Here is a 20,320-nt window from a genome sequence, read left to right on the forward strand (position 1 = left end):
CGATGGAAGAGCTCGTCATCCGGGACGCGGAGGTCGTGGACGGCTCCGGCGGACCCTCCTACCGGGCCGATGTCGTGGTCGACGGCGGCCGGATCGTGGGAATCGTCAAGGAAGCGGCGGCCGCCGGATGCCAGCGGCCGAAGGCGCGCCGGGAGCTGGACGCGGAGGGGCTGGTCCTGTCCCCCGGCTTCGTCGACATGCACGCCCACAGCGACCTGGCCCTGCTGCGCGACCCCGACCACAGCGCCAAGGCCGCGCAGGGCGTCACCCTGGAGGTCATCGGCCAGGACGGACTGTCGTACGCGCCGGTCGACGACCGCACGCTCGGCGAGGTGCGCCGGGCGATCGCCGGGTGGAACGGCTCCGGCGACGACATCGACTTCGACTGGCGGTCGGTGGGCGAGTATCTGGACCGGCTGGACCGGGGGATCGCGGTCAACGCGGCCTATCTGATCCCCCAGGGCACGGTCCGCGCGCTCGCCGTCGGCTGGGAGGACCGCGAGGCGACCCCCGAAGAGCTCGACCGGATGCGGCGGCTGGTCGCCGAGGGCATGGAGCAGGGCGCCGTCGGCATGTCGTCCGGGCTGACGTACACGCCCGGCATGTACGCGCAGGACGCCGAACTGACCGAGCTGTGCCGGGTGGTGGCCTCGTACGGCGGCTACTACTGCCCGCACCACCGCTCCTACGGCGCGGGCGCCCTGGAGGCGTACCGGGAGATGGTCGCGCTGACCCGTCAGGCGGGCTGCTCCCTGCATCTCGCCCACGCCACCATGAACTTCGGCGTGAACAAGGGCCGGGCGCCGGAGCTGCTCGCCCTCCTGGACGAGGCGCTGGCGGCCGGGGCCGACATCAGCCTCGACACCTACCCCTACACGCCGGGCTGTACGACGCTGGCGGCCATGCTGCCGAGCTGGGCGAACGAGGGCGGCCCCGAGGCGGCCCTCGTGCGGCTGGCGGACGAGAAGACGGCCGAGCGGATCCGCCACGACCTGGAGGTCACCGGCTCGGACGGCTGCCACGGCGTGCCCATCGAGTGGGACACCATCGAGATCTCGGGCGTGGGCGATCCGGCCCTGGCCGAGTTCGCCGGCCGGACGGTGAAGGAGTCGGCGGACGTGCGGGGCGAGGCCCCCTGGACGACCGCGCGCGGGCTACTGCTGGCCGACCGGCTGGCCCCGACGATCCTCCAGCACGTCGGCCACGAGGAGAACGTCCGGGCGATCATGCGCCACCGGGTGCACACCGGCGGCTCGGACGGCATCCTCCAGGGCGCGAAGCCGCACCCGCGCGCCTACGGCACGTTCCCGCACTACCTCGGGCACTACGTGCGGGAGTTGGGGGTGCTGTCACTGGAGGAGTGCGTCGCGCACCTCACCGCACGCCCGGCGGCCCGGCTGAGGCTGCCGGACCGGGGCCTGGTGCGCGAGGGGTACATCGCGGACCTGGTCCTCTTCGATCCTGCGACGGTGGCGGCGGGGTCCTCGTTCGCCGAACCCCGCACGCTCCCGACGGGCATCCCGTACGTCCTGGTCGACGGCCGCTTCGTGATCGAGGACGGCCGGCGTACGGACGTCCTGGCGGGCCGGGCGGTGCGCGGAACCGCCCGCGCGTGACCACCCGGCCCGGCACCCTGCCTTACGGCTTGGGCAGGGTGCAGCCGCTCGCGCTCAGGTCGAGCTTGTTGTCGACGCCGAAGCAGGACGGGATCTGGTAGGTCTCCTGGGCGTAGTTGATGCCCTTGCGGACGGTCACGTTGCCGTTCGCGTCGACCTCACAGGGGTTGTTCACCGTGCAGCGCTCGCCGTCCTCGTTGCCGGTGTTGTTGATCGCGACGACCTTGCCGGTGGCCTCGTCGACGACGGGCGAGCCGGACGTGCCGCCGATGGTGTTGCAGGCGGAGGTGTAGCGGACCGAGTCCTTGAAGGTCCAGTCGCCTTCCTTCAGGGTGTGCGCGAACCCGTCGATGTCGCAGCTGTAGATCCGCTTCCAGTAGCCCGAGGGGATGCTGATGGCGGTGCCGGCGACCGGGTGCGAGTCGTTCAGCGTCAGCGCGTTGATGCCGTACGAGCTCTTGATCTGCCCGTACGTGGTGGTGAGCTGGTAGAACGCGACGTCCGTGTCGGTCATCGTGCCGTACGCGAGCTTGGCGGCGCGCAGGGTGGCGACGCGCGAGCCGGAGGCGTTGAGCAGGCCGAAGGTACGGCTGGAGGCCTGGTCGACGCGGGCCTCACCGGGCTCGGGCATGCCGCCTTCCAGGCAGTGGCCGTTGGTCATCACCAGCGCCGGGTCGTTGTCCTCGGAGTCCGGCATGCGGACGACGGAGCCGGAGCAGTTGCTGAGCGCGACGGTGCCGGCGAAGTTCACAGCCTTGGCCGACGGGCTCCTGAGCCCGGACAGGGTCTCCGTTGCGGACGTGACCACGTCCGAGACGGCGGACGTGACCTTGCCCGCGTCCGCGGCCTTGCCGAAGCCCTGGGGGCCAGCCTCGGCAGCGGTCGCGGGAGCCGCGCCGGCCCCGGCTATCGCCAGGGCGAAGAACGCGGCGGCGAGAGGTTTTCTCATGGGGGGTCCCCTCTTGCGACGGAGGCGGCCGGAAATCTTCCGGCCGCCCGCAGTGTTGTCATGCGCATTGTGATCGTCGCAAGGCGGGCGGGCAAGGAGTCGTTCTCCCGCCAGGACCGGCCCGTCGGGCCTGACCCTACTCAACGCCCCTGGGAGACGGATTACTTGGGGCCCTTCGTGCCGCCGGGACCGTGTCCGGGTTTTCCCTCGGATCGGCCCGGGGCCGACGTGGTGGCGGTGGGAGCGGAGGGCGTCGGGCTGTCGGCCGAGGGACTCCCGGCGTCCGTCCCGGACTCGGACGGGGTGCGGCTCGCCGCGGTGGACGGGCTCGCGGACGCGGCGCCGGACGGCTCGTCACCATCCGCCGGGCCGCCGACGAGCGGGACCGCGGGAGTGGATGCCGGGCCGGTGCCGGTGGGCAGCGACGTCGGCGACTCCCCTGCCGTCGGGCCCGTTCGGCCGCCCTCACCACCGCGCGCCCCGCCGGAGGACGCGTCCGAGAGGGAGAGACCGGCGATCAGCGCGGCCGCGGACACGGCGCCCACGGCCCCGGCGGCGACCGCTGCGCGGCGGGCACGCCACCGCCCCGGTCGGCGCCGGGAGCGGCGGCCCGCACCGGACCGGCCGTGCGCCGGCACCGGCGGCAGCTCGCGTGTGTCGTCCGCGCCGCCTGCGGCGCCCCGCGCGCCCTCGTGCTCGTACACGTCCTGCCAGCCGTGCGCCGCCGCCGGATCGGCGTACGCGTCGTACGCCGGGGGCGGGGCGGTCCGCGGCAGATACACGTTCGGCGGCCCCTGGGGCTCGCCGCCCGTCGCTCCGTCGGCGTACTCGGATGGCCTGAACATGGCGGCGAATTCTAGGCGTCGACAGGGCTGATGGGACAGCGTGCGGCGATACCGGTCCAAAACGGCGCGTCTCACGTGGCGGAAAACACGAGCCGCGGGGCATTACCGGGCCGTAAGCTCCCTGACATGCAGGTGATCCAGTCGACCAAGCTCGCCAACGTCTGTTACGAGATCCGGGGCCCGGTGCTCGAGGAGGCGATGCGCCTGGAAGCAGCAGGTCACCGCATCCTCAAGCTCAACACCGGCAACCCGGCGGCGTTCGGCTTCGAGTGTCCGCCCGAGATCCTGGAGGACGTCCTCCGGAACGTGTCCTCGGCACACGGGTACGGAGACGCCAAGGGACTGCTGGCCGCGCGGCGTGCGGTCGTCATGCACAACCAGACCCTCGGCATCGAGACGGACGTCGAGCACGTCTTCATCGGCAACGGCGTCTCCGAGCTGATCGTGATGGCGATGCAGGGGCTGCTCGACGACGGCGACGAGGTCCTCGTCCCGGCGCCCGACTACCCGCTGTGGACCGCCGCCGTCTCCCTGTCCGGCGGCACCGCCGTGCACTACCGGTGCGACGAGCAGGCCGACTGGATGCCGGACCTGGCCGACGTCGAGCGCAAGGTCACCGACCGCACCAAGGCGATCGTGATCATCAACCCGAACAACCCGACCGGGGCCGTCTACGACGAGGCGATGATCAAGGGGCTCACCGACATCGCCCGCCGCCACAACCTGCTGGTCTGCTCGGACGAGATCTACGACAAGATCCTCTACGACGAGGCCACGCACACCCCGACCGCCGCCGTCGCCCCCGATCTGCTCACCCTCACCTTCAACGGCATGTCGAAGGCGTACCGGGTCGCCGGCTACCGGGTCGGCTGGATGTCGATCTCCGGGCCGCGCGCGCACGCCGACTCCTACATCGAGGGCCTGACGATCCTCGCGAACATGCGCCTGTGCGCGAACATGCCGGGACAGCACGGCGTGGTCGCGGCGCTCAGCGGACGGCAGACGATCAACGACCTGGTGCTGCCGGGCGGCCGGCTGCGCGAGCAGCGGGACGTGGCCTACGAGCTGCTGACCCAGATCCCCGGCGTGAGCTGCGTGAAGCCGAAGGGGGCGCTGTACCTCTTCCCGCGCCTCGACCCCAAGGTCTTCAAGATCAAGGACGACCGGCGCATGGTCCTGGACCTGCTCCGGCGCGAGAAGATCATGGTCGTCCAGGGCACGGGCTTCAACTGGCCCGAGCCCGACCACTTCCGCGTGGTGACCCTGCCGTCGGTCGGCGACCTGCGGGACGCCATGGGCCGGATCGGGCACTTCCTGGACGGCTACAGCCAGCCCTGACCGGAGACCCGCTCACACTGCGTGTGCAGGCGATCCGGTTTTGTGAACAACTCAACTTTAGACGAAATCTAAGCTAGGATGGCTTCCTGAAGCACTCAGGAGGCCGTCCCATGTACGAACCGATCCGCGCCAAGTCGGTCCACACCACGATGGCCGGCACCACCGCCGACTTCCCCCACCGATCGCGCGAGGAAGAGCTGGACATCCAGCTCGCGGGCCATCTCGCCGCGCTGCTCGCCGTCACGGACGAACTCCGCGCGGCAGCACCGTCGGCCGATCTGGACGCCTCGGCGGAGCGGCTCACGGAGCAGGTGGCCCGGCTGAGGGGTGGGCGTACGCCGACCCGCGCGTCCAGGGGCCGGCGCGAGCGGAGCGCCGTGGCGCTCCACCGGCGGGCGCATGCCCTGGCGGGGCGGGCGCTGGTCGTCGCCGCGTCCCGGGCCGATACGGCTGCCGCCATTCTTGCCGCCGAGTGCATGGACGCCCATACGGCGGCTCTGGGGCCGCGCGCACTCGCGTCCCGCTGAGCCTGTTTCACGGCTCCCTTGAACGGCCCCGGTCCGCGCGCACCCGCAGCGACGCGCGGGCCGGGTGCCACAGCTTGTGGGCGGGTGCGGGTTCAGTGTGGCTGTACCACTCAGCGGCGCAGCGCTTCGACGGGTGGGATGCGGGACGCTCTCCACGCCGGGTACATGCCGGCGAGCAGGCCGGCGACCAGGCCGAGTGTCGGGGCGGCGGCCAAGGTGGCGGGGTCGATCACCGGGGTCCACTGCTTCGCTGCGGCGACGGTGACCACGACGACGGTGCCGATCGAGGTGCCGACGAGACCTCCGAGGAGGCCGAGCGCCGCGGACTCGGTCAGAAACTGCAGGGTGATGTGGATGCCGCGCGCACCCAGAGCGCGTCGCAGGCCGATCTCTCCGGTGCGTTCCAGCACGGCCACCAACGTGGTGTTCGCGATTCCGACTGCCCCGATGATGAGACACACCCCTGCGAGGAGGAGGAACAGCTGGCTCAAGTCATCGCCGACCGCGGTACGCAGGGACCGCGGGTCCGGAGGCGGTGTCACCTTGAAGTATTCGGGGTGGTCCGGGCGCAGGGCGACCGCTGCCTCGTCCGCGATCTGGCCGGCGGCACCGAGCTGAGTCGAGATCAGCATCTGCGCCCCCTCGTCCGTGGGGGCTCCCCACGTCCGCTCGGCCACCGAACGCGGCACCGTGATGGACATCAGAAGCTCCGGCTTCCGCTCGACGTCCTTCAGAATGCCGATCACGGTGAAGGCTGTGTTGCCGATGAAGACGGCAGGCTGCGTGCGCAGCGTGGTGATACCGAGGCGCGCTGCGGTGGCCGAGCCGATGACGGCGACCGCTTGGTGATGCGTGTCGTGGAAGCCGTCAAACGCCCTGCCTTCGACGAACTGGGCTTGTGACGCCTGCCAGATACCGGGGGAGGCGGCGATCACCTGTGTCTGAGCGTCGACGCTGTTGGCCGAGCCGACGGGGGCGGCTCGCACCGCTTGTTGCGGCCCGAGCCGAACACTCCAGAAGACACCCGCGGCGAGCGCGCCGTTCAGTCGGGTGATGCGGGCATCGGCGTCCTTGGGGAACGACAGATCCCGAGCTGCGGCGTTCCCGGAACCGATGTCCGTGACGCTGACCTCGGTGGCGGTCAGCGAGTTGAACCGATGGTCGATCTGGGACGTGGCCGTTCCGGTGAGACCCAGGACAGCGATGAAGGCGCCGACACCGAGAACGGTTCCGAGGGCGGTGAGAACCGACCGGGCCGGCCGCTGCAGCATGCCGGCCACGGCTTCGGACAGCAGATCGCGAACGGCCAGCCGGGACCGTTCCGGGGCGCCGCGTCGGTGCGTCGTCATGCCGCCGCCGACTGGTGGCCGGAGTCATGGAGGACGCCGTCGCGGATCGTGACGGTGCGTTGTCCGTGCTGTGCGACCTGAGGATCATGGGTGATCACGACGATGGTCATCCCGTCGCGATGAAGGGCGTCCAGCAGTTCGAGCAGGGATGCGGACGTGGCGGAGTCCAGATTCCCTGTCGGCTCGTCACACAGCAGGAGTGAGGGTTCCCCTACCAGGGCGCGTGCGACTGCGACGCGCTGACGTTCGCCGCCCGACATCTGGGTGGGGAGGGCGGCTGCGCGGTGTGCCAGGCCCACGCGCTCCAGGACCGCGGCGGCGCGCGCACGGCGCTGCCGGCGAGGAACAGCCCGGTAGACCATGGCGAGTTCGACGTTCTCCAGCGCACTGCGATGGGGAAGGAGATGGAAGGCCTGGAAGACGAACCCGATCCGTTCACCACGCAGAGCGGCCAGCCGAGAGGCGCTCAAGGCTGCCGTGTCGATCCCGTTCAACAGGTACCGGCCCTGCGTGGGGGCGTCCAGGAGCCCTGCGATATTCAGCAGGGTGGACTTGCCCGAGCCCGACGGCCCCACCACGGTGACGAACTCCCCGTCGGCGATGCGCAGGTCACAGGGGCGCAGGGCATCAACAGCCGGAGGACCGGGGTATCTGAGTCCGACGCCACGGAACTCGATGACCGCGCTGACCTCGGTGGTCGTGGTCACGGCCGGCCCGCAGTCGCTCTCATGTGCACGCCTACGACCACCCGGGCACCAGCCTCGAGGCGTGCGCCCTTCCGCGGAACGATCTCTACGTAGCCGTCCCCTGAGACCCCGACGGTGACAGGGACCCGGCGCTCCTTCCGCCCTGCCCTCTCGGTGACGCTGGTCAGACCGTCGGCACCGGTCGAGACAGCCGACGAGGGCACAGCGAGAACCTTTCCTCGGGACGAGGCCGCCACAACAGTCAGCTGCACATTCTCGCCGTTCATCTTCATGGGCAACGGCCGAGACGGTGTCACCTTGACCGTGTACTTCTGCTCGCCCGGCTCCTCGCCACCGTCTTTCGCAGTGGCGCGCTCCAGGCTGATGGACTCCACTTTTCCGCTGAACTCGCGGCCCTCCGTATCGGAGTAGATCCGCACCTTCTGGCCCGCGCGAATCATCCCCTTCTCCTGCGGTGTCACGGAACCCTCGACGGTGAGCGCACCGGAGGACAGGGACAGCAGGCTTTCCCCGGCTTCGTCCCCCACTTCGGTGCGCACTTCCTCGACGTAGGCAGGGAAAGACCGGACGAAAACCACTTCTGACATCGGAAAGGTGGGAAGGGCGCGAGGCGGGTCGTCCTCAGGCTTCGTCGCCGGGGAAGCCGATGCGTCGGGTTGTGGATTCCCTGCCGGGCTCACGGGGGCTTCGGTAACCGGCGCTTCGTAACCGATGGAGCGATAGAAGGAGGTCACAGCCTGTTCGGTGCCCGGGCCGAAGACTCCGGGAAGGTCGTTCCCCGTGGGGTGGCCGGAGCCCCGAAGCGCCGTTTGGAGCTGGGCGACGTCTTCACCGCGCTTACCTGGCGCGAGATCGCGGTAGGCGGGGACGGCGCCCTTGAGGACGAACAGCGGACGGCCCGAGACTTCGAGAAGTACCTGCCCGGCAGCGAGCTTCCGGCCGGGAGCGGACTCGACCTTCGTCACCACTGACCGGCCGGCGTCCTCGCCTGCCTGGGGCCCGGAGGAGATGTCGGTGTGCTGGGAGGCTGTGACCTTCCCACGGGTGATCAAAGCCTGGGAGATCACCCGATGCTCCACGCTCGCCGTGAGGATGTCCGGTGGAGGAGGTGCCGTGTCGGCGGCGACCTGCGCCGGAGACTTGATGAGAAAGGCAGCGCCCGCACCCGCTCCGGTACACACGAGACATGCCAGGACCAGGACACCGAGAGCTTTTCGACGCCGAGCCAGGCCACGAGAACGCATCAGGAGCCTGCTACGACATGGGCGGCCTTCTTCACGGCCGCGTTCAGGGACTTTCTTTCCCCGTTCAGCCGCTCGGCTCCCGACTCGATCTCTTCTTTCTGCATCGCCACCTCGGCGTCGAACCAGACCCTGGCGACCTTGGTCTTGTCCCGACAGGAAATGTCAGCGGTCGCGGTCCTGATCTCGAGCGGTGTGACGCTCTGCGAGCCGAACCGCGGGTCATCGCTGGCGTCGAGCGGCCGCGCGTAATCGAAGCCGCTCTTCTTCATGCAGGCAGACCAGGCCTCGAATGCTTCGACGACCTCGGGGATCTGCTGAGACTGGGCGAAGGTCTCGTTGCTGATCGTCTGGGCGATCGTGGTGTTCGCACCCCCGGCGGAGATCTTCCGATCAGCCTCGCCGAGGCAGCCGCCCTCCGGTACGGGCTTGCCCCCCACCTCTTTGACGCCGCCCTCCAAGACCTGCGTATCCGGGCCGGTACCCGACGTACCGTCCAGGGCGCCCTCTTCGACGGCCCGGTCGTACGCCTCCTGCTCATCGGCCGCCGGCTTGTACCCCCGCTCCTTGGCGAGCGCCATGTCGTGAATCCCGTAGCGCCAGTCGACCAGGGTCTTGCCGCCCAGACGTGGCAGGTCGGACGCCGGCTCCCAGGAGAAGCCGAAACCCTTCATACAGTCGCTGACGAGTATCTTTCGGGCCTGCGAAATCTGCTTTCGCTCGGCATCCGACGGCAGGTACCCCTCGATCGGGAGCACCCATGTCGCAGGATCGGCCGCGTCGAATGAAACCGTGGGCTTCGGTGTCGCCACCGAGGGCTCTGCCGTGGTTGCGTCGCCCGAGCAACCAGCAACTGACAGCAGAGTTGCCGCGATCAACAGCGAACCAACGTTTGCTCGCCTGGCCTTCATACGCATGGGGGGGTACCTGCCGTGGGAATTTAGAGCGTCTGCCAGGCGAACGAGGCGTTCTCGTTCTTGGTCACCGAGAGGTTGGTCTGAGAACGCGGGCTTGACCAGTCCGCAGATCCCTTGTAACCGCTGTTGTAATACGTCACGGCGTAATACGTCGAGTGCTTGTTCTTCACCGACGCGGCATTGTTCTTGATGCCCTGCCCGTTCCCGCTTCCGCCGTGGCAGAAGTTCAGCGGCTGGGTGCCTCCCTGAGGAGCCCCGCCGATCCGCTCGTCAGCGAAATCCCAGACGCTGTAGCCGACGTTGCGGTAAGCGCCGCCGTAGTTCGAGTTGTAGTAGATCGCGTACTTGAAATCGGACGCTGCCTGAGACTTTTCGCAGGCTTCGGGGCTCATCTGATTCTCGAACCCGGTGTTGGCATGGGCGGAAGGGGTCACAAAAGCCCCCATCGCCACGGTCGCCGCTGCCACGAGAAAGAACTTTCTCTTCACTGCCTTCTCCTTGATGGTCGACTGCGAACTCGGAATCCCGGGCCGCGCGCGGGGCGGCGTCAGGCCGCCTTCCGCTGGCGGCGGGCGAGGCTCTCGGCAGCTGAGCGGCGGCCCTTCTCGTGGACGTCCACGAGGGTGCCGGCGCCCTCGCCCGCGGTCGTCTCGCCGGCGCGGAGGCGTTCGGCGACGGAGGTCAGGCGCTTGTCGTCGGGGCCGACGGCGAGATAGAAGAGGGCCTCGTCGACGGCGCGGTCGTCACCGCCCCAGCGGACCACGCCGTCGAGTTCGGCGAGGATGTCGCGCAGGACCGCGATTTCCAGGGGGAAGTAGCCGCCCTTGGCGCCGGGCGGGTAGTGGCCGGGCCGGATACGGACGGCGGTGCCGGAGGCCAGGTTGCGGGCGGGCCCCCGCAGTCCCTTCGGAGCGGTCCAGCCGACGGCCTCGCCGGGCTGGAGCTCGGCGATCTCGTAGTGGAAGCGGCGGACGAGGTGGACCAGGACGGTCTCGGGAGCGCCGAGCCGGATCTGGAGGTCCGTCACCGGGGTGCCGGGCACGGGCCGGGTGGCGATGGAACCGCCCTGGTCGGCGGCGGTCTCCATGTCCCACCCGTTGGCCGAGTCGGCCCCGGCGAGGAGTCGCTTGTTACGGGCCTCGGCCCGAGCGACGCCCTCGCGGACGGCCTTGGGGAAGGTGTAGTCCCGTGGCTCGGCCGCGTACGCGGGGGAGGCCAGTGCCTGCGAGTACGGGACCGCCGCCGCGGCGGCGGTGACGGCGGCGGCACGCAGCAGGAAGCCTCTGCGGGACAGCGGGGCGGGAGCGTCGCTCACGTGGTCCTCTTCTCGGGATGCTCGGGTGTGGAGGTGCGGCGGTGTTCGGCGAAGGCGATCAGAGCGAGCGTCACCGCGATCACCGCACAGACCGTCATCACGGGCGCGATGAAGCCGGGTACGGCCGCCGCGTACGAACCACCTGACGACATGCGGCAGTCGAGGGCGGGCGGCAGGTAGGACACGCTGTAGCCGCTCACCTGCCCGTACAGCGCGGGGTTCGCGTCCTGGCAGGCCTGGGCGGTGCCGCTCTCGTCGAGGAAGAGCGACACCAGGCCCCAGACCCAGGCGATGGCGGCGAGGGCTCCGGCGAGCGCGGCACCGCCGCGTGCCACGGCCCCCGGGCCGCCCCTGCCGATCGCTGGGAGGCCGTATCCGACGAGACCGAAGGCGGTCACGGCGGCGACGACGATGCAGAGCAGCAGGGGCAGGGCGGCGGGATACGTGGTGGTCATGGTGACCACCTCACCCGCCGGCGAGCTGCCGGACAAGGTTGTTGTACTTCTCGAAGATGTAGTACAGCCCCATGCGCTTGGCGGCATGGGCCTCGGCCTCGTCGCCCCAGCCCTGGTAGCGGCGGATGATCTCGAAGATCTCGCCCTCGGTGTAGTTCAGGCTCATGGCGCGCAGCTTGGTCTCGCCGGCCGGGGGGTTCTGGCCGCCGGGCTTGCCCGCGACGCCCCAGAGGTGGATCAGCGGCACGGTCCGCATGGTGAAGGCGTTGTCCTTGTTGACCTTCTGCCACATCGTCCAGATGTCGGCGTCCTTGGTCGGATCCAGGCGGGTGCCGGTGACGAAGCCGTTGTCGATGCAGTGGTTCCAGGCGCGGATGCCGTTCTCGCCGCTGATCTGCCCGATGCCGGTCGAGGAGTCCTTCTTGACGCCGACGCCGTTGAGGTGGTACTGGGCGACCGCGTGGTCCACCGCCTGGTCGATGAGGTCGTAGTGCCGCATCTCCCAGTAGGCGGAGGTCTGGATCATCGCCTTGCGCATGTTGTACGCACGGGACAGCTGGGTGGTCTGGGCATCGTGCGACATGATCGTCTCGAAGCACTGGGTGTGCGTGAAGAGACGCGCTTCGGTGCCGGTGCCACCGTCGTCCTCGTAGCCGATGCTGCGCATGTAGCGGCTGAGGTCCGCGTGCAGCGCGTTGAGGAAGGAGCCGTCGAAGCCGACGTCGGGGCGCGGCGGCCGGGGCGCGTTGAAGGAGGCCTGGCCGGTGTCGCGTCCGGAGGCGATGTTGACGTCGATCTCGATGGAGCCGGCGCCGGAGCCGACGGTGCGGGTGACGATCTGGTCGTAGGCCCAGTCGGCGGGCAGCGGGTAGCCGAAGTTCCCGGAGAAGCCCGAGGACATGTCGGAGACGAAGGAGGCGGTGGAGTGCCCGGCCTCGCCGACCCGGGTACAGACGTTGCGCGGCCCGTACACACCGACCGCGAACTCCGCGCCGTCGGCGGCCAGCGCGTCCACGATGCCCTTGAAGTGCGGCAGGACGTTCGACGTCACCTCGTGGTCGAGCGCGTCGAAGTCGACGGCGAAGAAGATCCGCGTGCCGGGCTTGAAGCCGTGGTCGAGGGCGGCGTTGGCGGCGGCCTGGCCCGCGGCCCGTCCGGCGGCGTAGTTGAAGCCGTCGGCGTCCCTGCCGTACGTCTGGTAGATCGGGAAGCAGCGCAGGCCGTTCGCGGCGATGGTGGCCAGCTCGCCGGGCTGGATGGCCTTCTCGGGGAGCGAGGTGGCGCTGGGGTTGGTGAGGTAGCGGCCTATGTACTTCACACCGGCCGCCTTGAGGGCGGCCGCGCGCGCGTCAGTGATCTTGGTGACGCCGTCGCAGGCCTCGCCGCTGCGGCTCTGGTCACCGTAGGAGACGAGGAGAGAGGCCCAGGTGGAGAAGTCGCCCTTGCCGGTGACCGGGAGCTTCGCGAAGGACTGGAAGCTCTGGACGGCGGTGGAGACCGCGCTGGTGAAGTTGCCGAAGGCCACCGACCGCTGGTTGAGGATCATCGCGCCGGTGAAGAGCCGCGCCCAGTTGCCGGAGCTGCCGACCGACAGGGTGTGCGACTTGAGACCGGACTGGGTGCCGGGGCCGAAGACACCGTTGGCGACCCCGTCCGCCATCCCGATCTCGTACTGGACGGCGAAGAGCATCGACTTGGCGACGTCGCGCGAGTGGTGGCCGTCGCAGGGGATGACGTAGTAGTCCTTGCGCAGGACGTACTGACCGTTGAGCCACTGCTGCACCGCGCGCACCGCGTTGGAGCCGCCGCTGACGGTGACGTACGCGTCCATGTTGAACAGGCCCTTGATGACCTTCGGCCACAGTGCGCTGCCCGGGTAGACCGCGCTCAGACCCATGTCGGCGTTGAGCTGGGTGACGGACTGCTTGACGCGGTCGCTGTAGGTGCCGTCGATGGCGCTGCCGTCGTAGCCCTTGCAGTACAGGGCGGACTGGATGATCCGGCAGAAGTCCGCGTGCGGCACGTTGTTGGCGTCGATCTTGCCGTACTTCTCCGCGATCGCCGCCAGGGTGGCCGGGCCGAAGCTGTTCGACAGGTTGGTGATGCCCAGCTCGTACTGGAGCGCCCGGGTCAGGGCGTACATGGTGGGCCAGCCGGTCTGCCCGTTCTCCTCGACCGTCATGCCGATGCGGCTGCCGTACACACGGTTGATGAAGACCTGGGCTTGACGCACCATCTCGTCGGCCATGAGGTGCCCTCTCAGCAGGGGAATGCGGGGCCGCGCCTGGGATCGGGCGGCACTTGATGGGTGGAGCGGCACTGGGCGGGTGAGGTCCCGCCGTTCGGAGACCGGACCCTCCGGCCGTTCGGTTGGCACCGGCGGCCGGAGGTCCGAGCGAAGGGCGAAGCGAAACGCGCGGGTGGGATCAACGCCCGTGAGAAGTCTTTGGCTTGACCATTTCACAGCCCGAGCATCAGACGATCTTGGATCGATCCCAGCAATAGCACCCAGATCGGACCGGACGAGCGACCTTTTGTGATGGACCCGTGCCCAAGGTGAGGCCGAACGTGCGCACAACCTTTCGTCCGCTCATGCGTCCTAACTGCATGACCACATATGGAATGTGTCGATCCGTCAGATCCCACGCAGCGACTAGCGTCTGACGTAGATCTCCGCCGACGCCGTCGATCCCTCGTGCAGGGCGTCGCCCGGCCACGTCACCGTGTAGGTCACGTCGCCGTACGTGCGGGGGATGTCGTTGATGGTGAAGGTGCCGTCGGCGGCGACGGTCACCGATGAGAGCGTGCCCCTGCCGAGGCGGTCCTCGCGTACGACCTTGAGCACGGCTCGGTCAGCGAGAGTCTTGCCCCGGGCGTCGAATCGGCCGGTGATCTCGATGCCGTCGGAGAGGTTCGCCTCGCCGGGGGCGGTGAGGGCGATGGTGGTGGGGGCCTTGGCGACCGTCACCGTGTGGGTGATGTCCGTGGCCGGACGGTGGGTCAGGTCGCCGAGGTAGGACACGGTGTACGTGGCCTCGCCGAGGCGGTCGGGCTCGTCGAGGACCGTGAAGGTGCCGTCCGCCTTGACGGTGGCGGTGCCCAGGTCGTGGGTGCCGCTCGCGTCGGTGCGGGTCGCCTTGACCTTCAGCGGCTCGGCGGGCGCCGGCCCGTCGTGCTCCAGCTTGCCGCGCACGGCCAGCGGCTCGCCCGCCACGGCCTGGCCGGGGCTGTGGGTGAGACCTCCGGTGAAGCGGGCGTCGTACTGGACGGCGGGCGGCTTGATGATGTGCAGCCAGTACTGGCCGCCGGCCGCGTTGGTGGTGACCGCGAACAGCCGGGATCCGTCCGCCGACCACTTCATGCCGCGCGGCACGACCCGGTCGCCGTCGAGGCTGCCCTCGAAGACGAACTCCAGCGGGGTGGTGGAGTCGCCCGGGTCGGCGGGCTGCACCAGCAGGTCGGGGACGGCGCCGGTGGCGGAGGCTCCGCGCGCGATGTACTTGCCGTCGCCGCTGAAGGCGACCGCGCTGGCGGTGGCCCCCTCGGGCAGGGCCCGGTAGCCGGTCGCCGCGTCCGACAGGTCGCCGGTGTTCAGCAGCCGGGTGCCCGCCGTGGCGTCGGCCAGGGCGACCTTGCCGCCGTCGGCGGAGAACGCCAGGTCCTTGAGGTTCAGGGCGCCGTTGCCCTGGCCGTCGGCGAAGCGCCGCGCGGCGTTGCGGACGAGGGCGCCGTCACTGGTGTCGTACACGGCGAGGAAGGGGTCGGCCGCCTTCGCGTTGAGCGGCTGGCCCATGAGCATGCGGTCCCCGGCGCCGGCCTCCAGCAGCAGATCGCCGCTGTCGTTCCAGCCGGTGCGGGTGTGCGTGCCGTTCACGATCCCGTCGAGGTGGGTCTCGGCGGTGGCGCACTGGGAGGTCGAGGACGCGTACGGCGTCGTGAAGTAGAGCTGGCCGCCGGACTGGGCCACCTCCCGGCCGCAGGTGTCGGTGTTGGCGGAGGCGACGGTGGTGCGCTGGTAGGTGGTGGTGTCGAAGGCGTCGATACGGTCGCGCAGACCCGCGTACAGCGTGTTGCCGTCGGCGCTGACCGCGAGGCCGGAGACATGGGCCTGGTTGGTGGTGAGCGTCGTCAGGCGCTCCCCCCCGAAGGTGTAGACGGCGATGGTGCCGGAGTTGAGGTAGTAGCCGACGTTGCTGTCGGCCACGAAGACGCGCTGGTGGACGTTGTCGACGGCCAGTGCCGAGTACGACGAGATCGGCAGCTTGGCCACGGCGTCGGAGGCCGCCGCGTGCGCCGCGGGTGCGGCGGCGACGGTCAGGCCGGTCCCCGCGAGTAACGCGGCGGACAGCGTGGCGGCGAGCCGTCTGGAACGGTGTGCGGTATTCAACTGTGCCCCCCACAGACTGTTTTGAGAGCCCCACCGGGACCGGTGAGGCACCTGGAGAGCATGAAACAGCCGTGAAGATTCGGTGAGCAAGGGGGCGCGACGGGAACGACGAAGGAAGGGGCTCGCACGCCGTTGTGCGAACCCCTGCCTGAAGGTGATGCTGTCACCGCGGCCGGCCGTGACGATGTTGCTGGTCAGGGCACTCTCGGTAGACCGGCCGCGGAGTCTTGGGTGCGGGCCTCAGCCCAGGCGCTTCACCAGCGCGCGGTACTCGTCCCACAGTTCCTTCGGCGTGTGGTCGCCGAAGGTGTTGAGGTGCTCGGGGACCAGGGCGGCCTCCTCGCGCCAGACCTCCTTGTCGACCGTGAGCAGGAAGTCCAGGTCGGCGTCGGACAGTTCGAGGCCGTCCGTGTCGAGGGCGCCCTTCGCCGGCAGGACGCCGATCGGCGACTCGACGCCCTCGACCGTGCCGTCCAGGCGGCCCACGATCCACTTCAGGACACGGGCGTTCTCGCCGAAGCCGGGCCACACGAACTTGCCCTGGTCGTCCTTGCGGAACCAGTTGACGTAGTAGATCTTCGGCAGCTTGGACTGGTCCCCTCCCTGCGAGGCGGACTTGCCCACGTCGATCCAGTGGGCCATGTAGTCGCCCATGTTGTAGCCGCAGAACGGCAGCATCGCGAACGGGTCGCGGCGCAGCTCGCCGACCTTGCCCTCGGCGGCGGCGGTCTTCTCGGAGGCCACGTTGGCGCCGAGGAAGACGCCGTGGTTCCAGTCGAAGGACTCCGTCACCAGCGGTACGGCGGTGGCGCGGCGGCCGCCGAAGAGGATCGCCGAGATCGGCACGCCCTTGGGGTCCTCCCACTCGGGCGCGATGATCGGGCACTGCGAGGCCGGGACGGTGAAGCGGGCGTTGGGGTGGGCGGCCGGGACGCCGGACTCCGGGGTCCAGTCGTTGCCCTTCCAGTCGGTCAGGTGGGCCGGAGTCTCCTCCGTCATGCCCTCCCACCAGATGTCGTTGTCGTCGGTGAGGGCGACGTTGGTGAAGACGGAGTTGCCCCACAGCGTCTTCATCGCGTTGGCGTTGGTGTGCTCGCCGGTGCCGGGGGCGACACCGAAGAAGCCGGCCTCGGGGTTGATGGCGTAGAGCCGGCCGTCCTCGCCGAAGCGCATCCAGGCGATGTCGTCGCCGATGGTCTCGACCGTCCAGCCGGGGATGGTCGGCTCCAGCATGGCGAGGTTGGTCTTGCCGCAGGCGCTCGGGAAGGCCGCGGCGACGTACTTGGCCTCGCCGCGCGGCGGGGTGAGCTTGAGGACCAGCATGTGCTCGGCCAGCCAGCCCTCGTCACGCGCCATCACGGAGGCGATGCGCAGGGCGTAGCACTTCTTACCGAGCAGCGCGTTGCCGCCGTAGCCGGAGCCGTAGGACCAGATCTCGCGGTCCTCGGGGAAGTGCGAGATGTACTTGGTCTGGTTGCAGGGCCAGGGGACGTCCTCCTGGCCGGGCTCCAGCGGGGCGCCCAGGGTGTGCACGGCCTTGACGAAGAAGCCGTCGGAGCCGAGCTCGTCCAGGACCGCCTGGCCCATGCGCGTCATCGTGCGCATGGAGACGGCGACGTACGCCGAGTCGGTGATCTCGACGCCGAGCGCGGACAGTGGCGAGCCCAGCGGGCCCATGCAGAAGGGCACGACGTACAGGGTGCGGCCGCGCATCGAGCCGCGGAACAGACCCCCCTGACCCCCGGAGCCCTGGAAGATCTCCCGCATCTCGGCGGGGGCCTTCCAGTGGTTGGTCGGGCCCGCGTCCTCCTCCCTCTCGGAGCAGATGAACGTCCGGTCCTCCACGCGGGCGACGTCGGTGGGGTCGGAGGCCGCGTAGTAGGAGTGGGGGCGCTTGATCGGGTCGAGTTTCCGGAAGGTGCCCTTCTGGACGAGCTCCCCGCACAGGCGCTCGTACTCGGCCTCGGATCCGTCACACCAGACCACGTTGTCCGGCTGGGTCAGCTCGGCGATCTCGTTCACCCACGAGATCAGCCCCTGGTGAGTGGTGGGGACGGTGGGAGCCGCGATGTCGCGCGCCACGATTGCTCCTAAATGAGGGTTTTGTGTTGATGTGGAGGCCCCGTGGGGGCTGCGACCCGGATGCTTCACGGTGAAACCTGGCGCTCATCCGGTGCCGACCGCACTCATTTGATCATCCGACGTCCGCGCCCATCTGTCCAGAGGAGCGCACAGGTGAGCAACGTGAGGATCGCCACGGTTTCTCGCGCCGCTTTGCGTGCACGTTGGGTTCATGTGACCGTCCGTTTGCGTAACCATCATTCGGCGACGATGAGAGGATGGCCACTCTTCATCGGCCAATCGACCGGACGGATGGGTCACTTACGGTTCCGTAGCTACCATTCGGCCATGACTGCGTTCGTCCCCGACGCGCCCTCGGATACGCCGGCCGACGGCCGTGGCCCGGTGGCGCTCTCGTTGCCGCACCCGGTGAAGCCCAAGCTGCGCGGCTGGCTGCACCTCGGCATGTTTCCGGCCGTTCTCGTGGCGGGCCTGGTGCTGACCGCCCTCGCCGACTCGACCAGAGGGCGCATCGCCTGCGGTGTCTTCGCGCTGACGGCGTGCCTGCTGTTCGGCGTGAGCGCGCTGTACCACCGAGGCGACTGGAGTCCGCGCATGGACGGCGTTCTGCGCCGTCTGGATCACGCCAACATCTTCCTGATCATCGCGGGCACGTACACGCCGCTGACCATGCTGCTCCTGCCGGGCGCGAAGGGTCAGTGGCTGCTGTGGGGCGTCTGGGCCGCGGCGGCGGCCGGGATCATCTTCCGCGTCTTCTGGGTCGGTGCCCCGCGCTGGCTCTACACGCCGTGCTACATCGCGATGGGCTGGGCGGCCGTCTTCTACCTGCCGGACTTCATGCGGACGGGCGGTATCGCCGTCCTGGTCCTCGTCATTGTCGGCGGCGTGCTCTACAGCGCCGGCGGCGTGGTCTACGGGATCAAGAAGCCCAACCCGTCACCACGCTGGTTCGGCTTCCACGAGGTGTTCCACTCCTTCACCCTGGCGGCCTTCATCGCGCACTACGTGGGGATCTCGCTGGTGGCGTACCAGCACGCATAACTCCCCCACCCGACCTGCACGGCCACGGCTCTCCAGCCGTGGCCGTTCGCGTCGCGCCCGGAGCGGGGGACAGATTGACAGTCACTGCCTTTTGATAGTTACTGTCATGGCATGACGGCCCCACGCACCACCCCCGCCGACCGGCCCCCGCTGGGACTCCGGGAGCGGAAGAAGATCAAGACCCGCCAGGCGATCCGCGGTGCGACCTACGCGCTGATCGAGGAGCAGGGCTACGACGCCACGACGATCGAGCAGATCGCCGACCGTGCCGAGGTGTCGCCGTCGACCGTCTTCCGCTACTTCCCGACCAAGGAGGACATCGTCGTCACCGACGAGTGGGACCCGGTGATGACGGCGGAGCTGCGGGCCCGGCCAAAGGACGAGTCGTGGGCCGACGTCCTGAGGCACGTGATGCGCAAGGCACTCGACCTGAGCCTCGCCGAGGAACCCGAGGTGACCCGGCTGCGGGCGCGGCTCGGGGTCGAGGTGCCGGCGGTACGGGCCCGCATGATCGAGAGCACGGCGGCCACCGGCCTGCCGCTCCGCGAGGCCCTCGCCGAGCGCTCCGGGCTCGACCCCGACAGCCTGGAGCTACGGGTCTTCGCCATGTCCGTGATGGGCGGGCTGATGGAGGTCTCCCACCACTGGGCCGAGACCGGCCACCGGGACGACATCCGGGACCTCGTCGACCGTGCCCTGGACGTCCTGGAACACGGCCTGCCGGCCGGAAAACCCTGAGGCGGCGGCCCTCCGCCGTGTCATCCTGACCGGGTGAACGGTCCCGAGATCCACGTCGAGTTCGCTCCCGAGCTGCATGTGTTCCTCCCCCCGGCCCGGCGTGCGGGCGCCGTACGGGCGGCCACCGACGGCGTCGCCGGCCTCGGCCATGTCGTCGAGTCGCTGGGCGTGCCGCTGACCGAGGTGGGCGCCCTGGTCGTGGACGGCCGCGAGGTGCCCGTCTCGTACGTCCCGGTCGCCGGCGAGTCCGTGTCCGTACGGACCGTCGCACGCCCCCAGAAGGTCCCGGGCGCTCCCCTGCGCTTCCTCCTCGACGTGCACCTCGGCACACTGGCCCGCCGGCTGCGGCTGCTCGGCGTGGACACGGCCTATGAGTCGACCGACATCGGCGACCCGGCGCTGGCCGCTCGTTCGGCGGCGGAACAGCGGGTCATGCTGAGCCGGGACCGGGGGCTGCTGCGCAGGCGTGAGCTGTGGGCGGGGGCGTTCGTGTACAGCACGCAGCCTGAGGAGCAGCTCCGTGACTTCCTGGACCGGTTCCGGCCCGAGCTGCTTCCCTGGACGCGCTGTACCGCCTGCAACGGGGTGCTCCGCAAGGCGACCAAGGACGAAGTCTCCGACCAGCTGAAGCACGGTACGCATGCGACGTACGACGTGTTCGCGCAGTGCACGGAGTGCGGGCGGGCGTACTGGAAGGGCGCGCACCACGAGCAGCTGGAGGCGATCGTGGAGCGGGCGATGGAGCTTCGGTCCGAGCGCCGTTGATGGTTGAGGGTTGTGGGGGTCTGCGCGGCCGTGGGGGCTGGTCGCGCA

General features: G+C 69.6%; 18 protein-coding genes. 6 read left to right on the forward strand and 12 right to left on the reverse strand.

The features are described from left to right. The first annotated feature begins 2 nt into the window (after window positions 1-2). Window positions 3-1,616, forward strand: a complete 1,614-nt coding sequence (locus ACZ58V_RS03705) for an N-acyl-D-amino-acid deacylase family protein (RefSeq protein ID WP_471288133.1) — start codon at window positions 3-5, stop codon at window positions 1,614-1,616. A 22-nt stretch (window positions 1,617-1,638) separates the two neighbouring features. On the opposite strand, the gene ACZ58V_RS03710 is transcribed toward ACZ58V_RS03705, so the two are convergent. Then, window positions 1,639-2,565, reverse strand: coding sequence for a S1 family peptidase (locus ACZ58V_RS03710; RefSeq protein WP_468187562.1), 927 nt, complete (start codon window positions 2,563-2,565; stop codon window positions 1,639-1,641). A 161-nt stretch (window positions 2,566-2,726) separates the two neighbouring features. Further along, window positions 2,727-3,410 (reverse strand): hypothetical protein, encoded by a 684-nt coding sequence (locus tag ACZ58V_RS03715; RefSeq protein ID WP_471288134.1) that lies wholly within the window; start codon window positions 3,408-3,410, stop codon window positions 2,727-2,729. Window positions 3,411-3,536: 126 nt separating this feature from the next. On the opposite strand from ACZ58V_RS03715, the gene ACZ58V_RS03720 reads away from it, so the two are divergent. Both ACZ58V_RS03720 and ACZ58V_RS03725 read left to right on the forward strand, forming a co-directional pair. Continuing rightward, on the forward strand, window positions 3,537-4,748 hold the full coding sequence (locus tag ACZ58V_RS03720; RefSeq protein WP_189722947.1) for a pyridoxal phosphate-dependent aminotransferase: 1,212 nt from the start codon (window positions 3,537-3,539) through the stop codon (window positions 4,746-4,748). A 110-nt stretch (window positions 4,749-4,858) separates the two neighbouring features. After that, window positions 4,859-5,275 (forward strand): SCO4983 family protein, encoded by a 417-nt coding sequence (locus tag ACZ58V_RS03725; RefSeq protein ID WP_189722946.1) that lies wholly within the window; start codon window positions 4,859-4,861, stop codon window positions 5,273-5,275. A gap of 110 nt (window positions 5,276-5,385) precedes the next feature. On the opposite strand, the gene ACZ58V_RS03730 is transcribed toward ACZ58V_RS03725, so the two are convergent. The 10 genes from ACZ58V_RS03730 to ACZ58V_RS03775 all read right to left on the reverse strand — a co-directional run bounded on the left by ACZ58V_RS03730 (window position 5,386) and on the right by ACZ58V_RS03775 (window position 17,728). Continuing rightward, window positions 5,386-6,624 carry an ABC transporter permease gene (locus tag ACZ58V_RS03730; RefSeq protein ID WP_471288136.1) on the reverse strand — a complete coding sequence of 413 codons (1,239 nt, stop codon included), beginning with the start codon at window positions 6,622-6,624 and terminating at the stop codon, window positions 5,386-5,388. After that, window positions 6,621-7,331, reverse strand: a complete 711-nt coding sequence (locus ACZ58V_RS03735) for an ABC transporter ATP-binding protein (RefSeq protein ID WP_471288137.1) — start codon at window positions 7,329-7,331, stop codon at window positions 6,621-6,623. The genes ACZ58V_RS03730 and ACZ58V_RS03735 overlap by 4 nt, the downstream gene beginning before the upstream one ends. Next, window positions 7,328-8,398: a peptidoglycan-binding protein gene (locus ACZ58V_RS03740; RefSeq protein WP_468187553.1), complete on the reverse strand. Its 1,071-nt coding sequence runs from the start codon at window positions 8,396-8,398 to the stop codon at window positions 7,328-7,330. Before ACZ58V_RS03740 ends, ACZ58V_RS03735 begins: the two co-directional genes overlap by 4 nt. Window positions 8,399-8,574: 176 nt before the next feature. After that, entirely contained in the window at window positions 8,575-9,489 is a 915-nt protein-coding gene (locus ACZ58V_RS03745) for a hypothetical protein (protein ID WP_468187551.1), read from the reverse strand. A gap of 23 nt (window positions 9,490-9,512) precedes the next feature. After that, window positions 9,513-9,977, reverse strand: coding sequence for a hypothetical protein (locus ACZ58V_RS03750; protein WP_468187549.1), 465 nt, complete (start codon window positions 9,975-9,977; stop codon window positions 9,513-9,515). A 59-nt stretch (window positions 9,978-10,036) separates the two neighbouring features. Then, a complete protein-coding gene (locus tag ACZ58V_RS03755) occupies window positions 10,037-10,804 on the reverse strand; it encodes a twin-arginine translocation signal domain-containing protein (protein WP_468187547.1) in 768 nt (255 codons plus the stop codon). After that, window positions 10,801-11,259, reverse strand: a complete 459-nt coding sequence (locus tag ACZ58V_RS03760; RefSeq protein ID WP_468187545.1) for a hypothetical protein — start codon at window positions 11,257-11,259, stop codon at window positions 10,801-10,803. The genes ACZ58V_RS03755 and ACZ58V_RS03760 overlap by 4 nt, the downstream gene beginning before the upstream one ends. A 10-nt stretch (window positions 11,260-11,269) precedes the next feature. Beyond that, window positions 11,270-13,507, reverse strand: a complete 2,238-nt coding sequence (locus ACZ58V_RS03765) for a glycoside hydrolase domain-containing protein (RefSeq protein ID WP_468187543.1) — start codon at window positions 13,505-13,507, stop codon at window positions 11,270-11,272. A gap of 405 nt (window positions 13,508-13,912) precedes the next feature. Next, window positions 13,913-15,646 carry a WD40 repeat domain-containing protein gene (locus tag ACZ58V_RS03770; RefSeq protein WP_468187541.1) on the reverse strand — a complete coding sequence of 578 codons (1,734 nt, stop codon included), beginning with the start codon at window positions 15,644-15,646 and terminating at the stop codon, window positions 13,913-13,915. 240 nt (window positions 15,647-15,886) lie between these two features. Next, window positions 15,887-17,728: a phosphoenolpyruvate carboxykinase (GTP) gene (locus ACZ58V_RS03775; RefSeq protein WP_471288141.1), complete on the reverse strand. Its 1,842-nt coding sequence runs from the start codon at window positions 17,726-17,728 to the stop codon at window positions 15,887-15,889. Between the two features lie 327 nt (window positions 17,729-18,055). Between ACZ58V_RS03775 and trhA the strand changes: the two genes are divergently transcribed. The 3 genes from trhA (at window position 18,056) to ACZ58V_RS03790 (ending at window position 20,272) form a co-directional block, all read left to right on the forward strand. Then, window positions 18,056-18,769, forward strand: coding sequence for a PAQR family membrane homeostasis protein TrhA (gene trhA, locus ACZ58V_RS03780; protein WP_468187537.1), 714 nt, complete (start codon window positions 18,056-18,058; stop codon window positions 18,767-18,769). 111 nt (window positions 18,770-18,880) lie between these two features. Then, a complete protein-coding gene (locus ACZ58V_RS03785) occupies window positions 18,881-19,507 on the forward strand; it encodes a TetR/AcrR family transcriptional regulator (protein ID WP_468187535.1) in 627 nt (208 codons plus the stop codon). Between the two features lie 33 nt (window positions 19,508-19,540). Further along, complete coding sequence (locus tag ACZ58V_RS03790; protein ID WP_468187533.1) at window positions 19,541-20,272, forward strand: Mut7-C RNAse domain-containing protein; 732 nt, start codon at window positions 19,541-19,543, stop codon at window positions 20,270-20,272. Window positions 20,273-20,320: the final 48 nt, after the last annotated feature.

This window comes from Streptomyces sp. NPDC040589 (assembly GCF_055594445.1).

Bases quoted from the DNA above. Each gene is read 5' to 3' on its own strand.
- trhA (WP_468187537.1), top strand. From the start codon at position 18,056: ATGACTGCGTTCGTCCCCGACGCGCCCTCGGATACGCCGGCCGACGGC.
- ACZ58V_RS03760 (WP_468187545.1), bottom strand. From the start codon at position 11,259: ATGACCACCACGTATCCCGCCGCCCTGCCCCTGCTGCTCTGCATCGTC.
- ACZ58V_RS03765 (WP_468187543.1), bottom strand. From the start codon at position 13,507: ATGGCCGACGAGATGGTGCGTCAAGCCCAGGTCTTCATCAACCGTGTG.
- ACZ58V_RS03705 (WP_471288133.1), top strand. From the start codon at position 3: ATGGAAGAGCTCGTCATCCGGGACGCGGAGGTCGTGGACGGCTCCGGC.
- ACZ58V_RS03710 (WP_468187562.1), bottom strand. From the start codon at position 2,565: ATGAGAAAACCTCTCGCCGCCGCGTTCTTCGCCCTGGCGATAGCCGGG.
- ACZ58V_RS03715 (WP_471288134.1), bottom strand. From the start codon at position 3,410: ATGTTCAGGCCATCCGAGTACGCCGACGGAGCGACGGGCGGCGAGCCC.
- ACZ58V_RS03725 (WP_189722946.1), top strand. From the start codon at position 4,859: ATGTACGAACCGATCCGCGCCAAGTCGGTCCACACCACGATGGCCGGC.
- ACZ58V_RS03745 (WP_468187551.1), bottom strand. From the start codon at position 9,489: ATGCGTATGAAGGCCAGGCGAGCAAACGTTGGTTCGCTGTTGATCGCG.
- ACZ58V_RS03720 (WP_189722947.1), top strand. From the start codon at position 3,537: ATGCAGGTGATCCAGTCGACCAAGCTCGCCAACGTCTGTTACGAGATC.
- ACZ58V_RS03785 (WP_468187535.1), top strand. From the start codon at position 18,881: ATGACGGCCCCACGCACCACCCCCGCCGACCGGCCCCCGCTGGGACTC.
- ACZ58V_RS03730 (WP_471288136.1), bottom strand. From the start codon at position 6,624: ATGACGACGCACCGACGCGGCGCCCCGGAACGGTCCCGGCTGGCCGTT.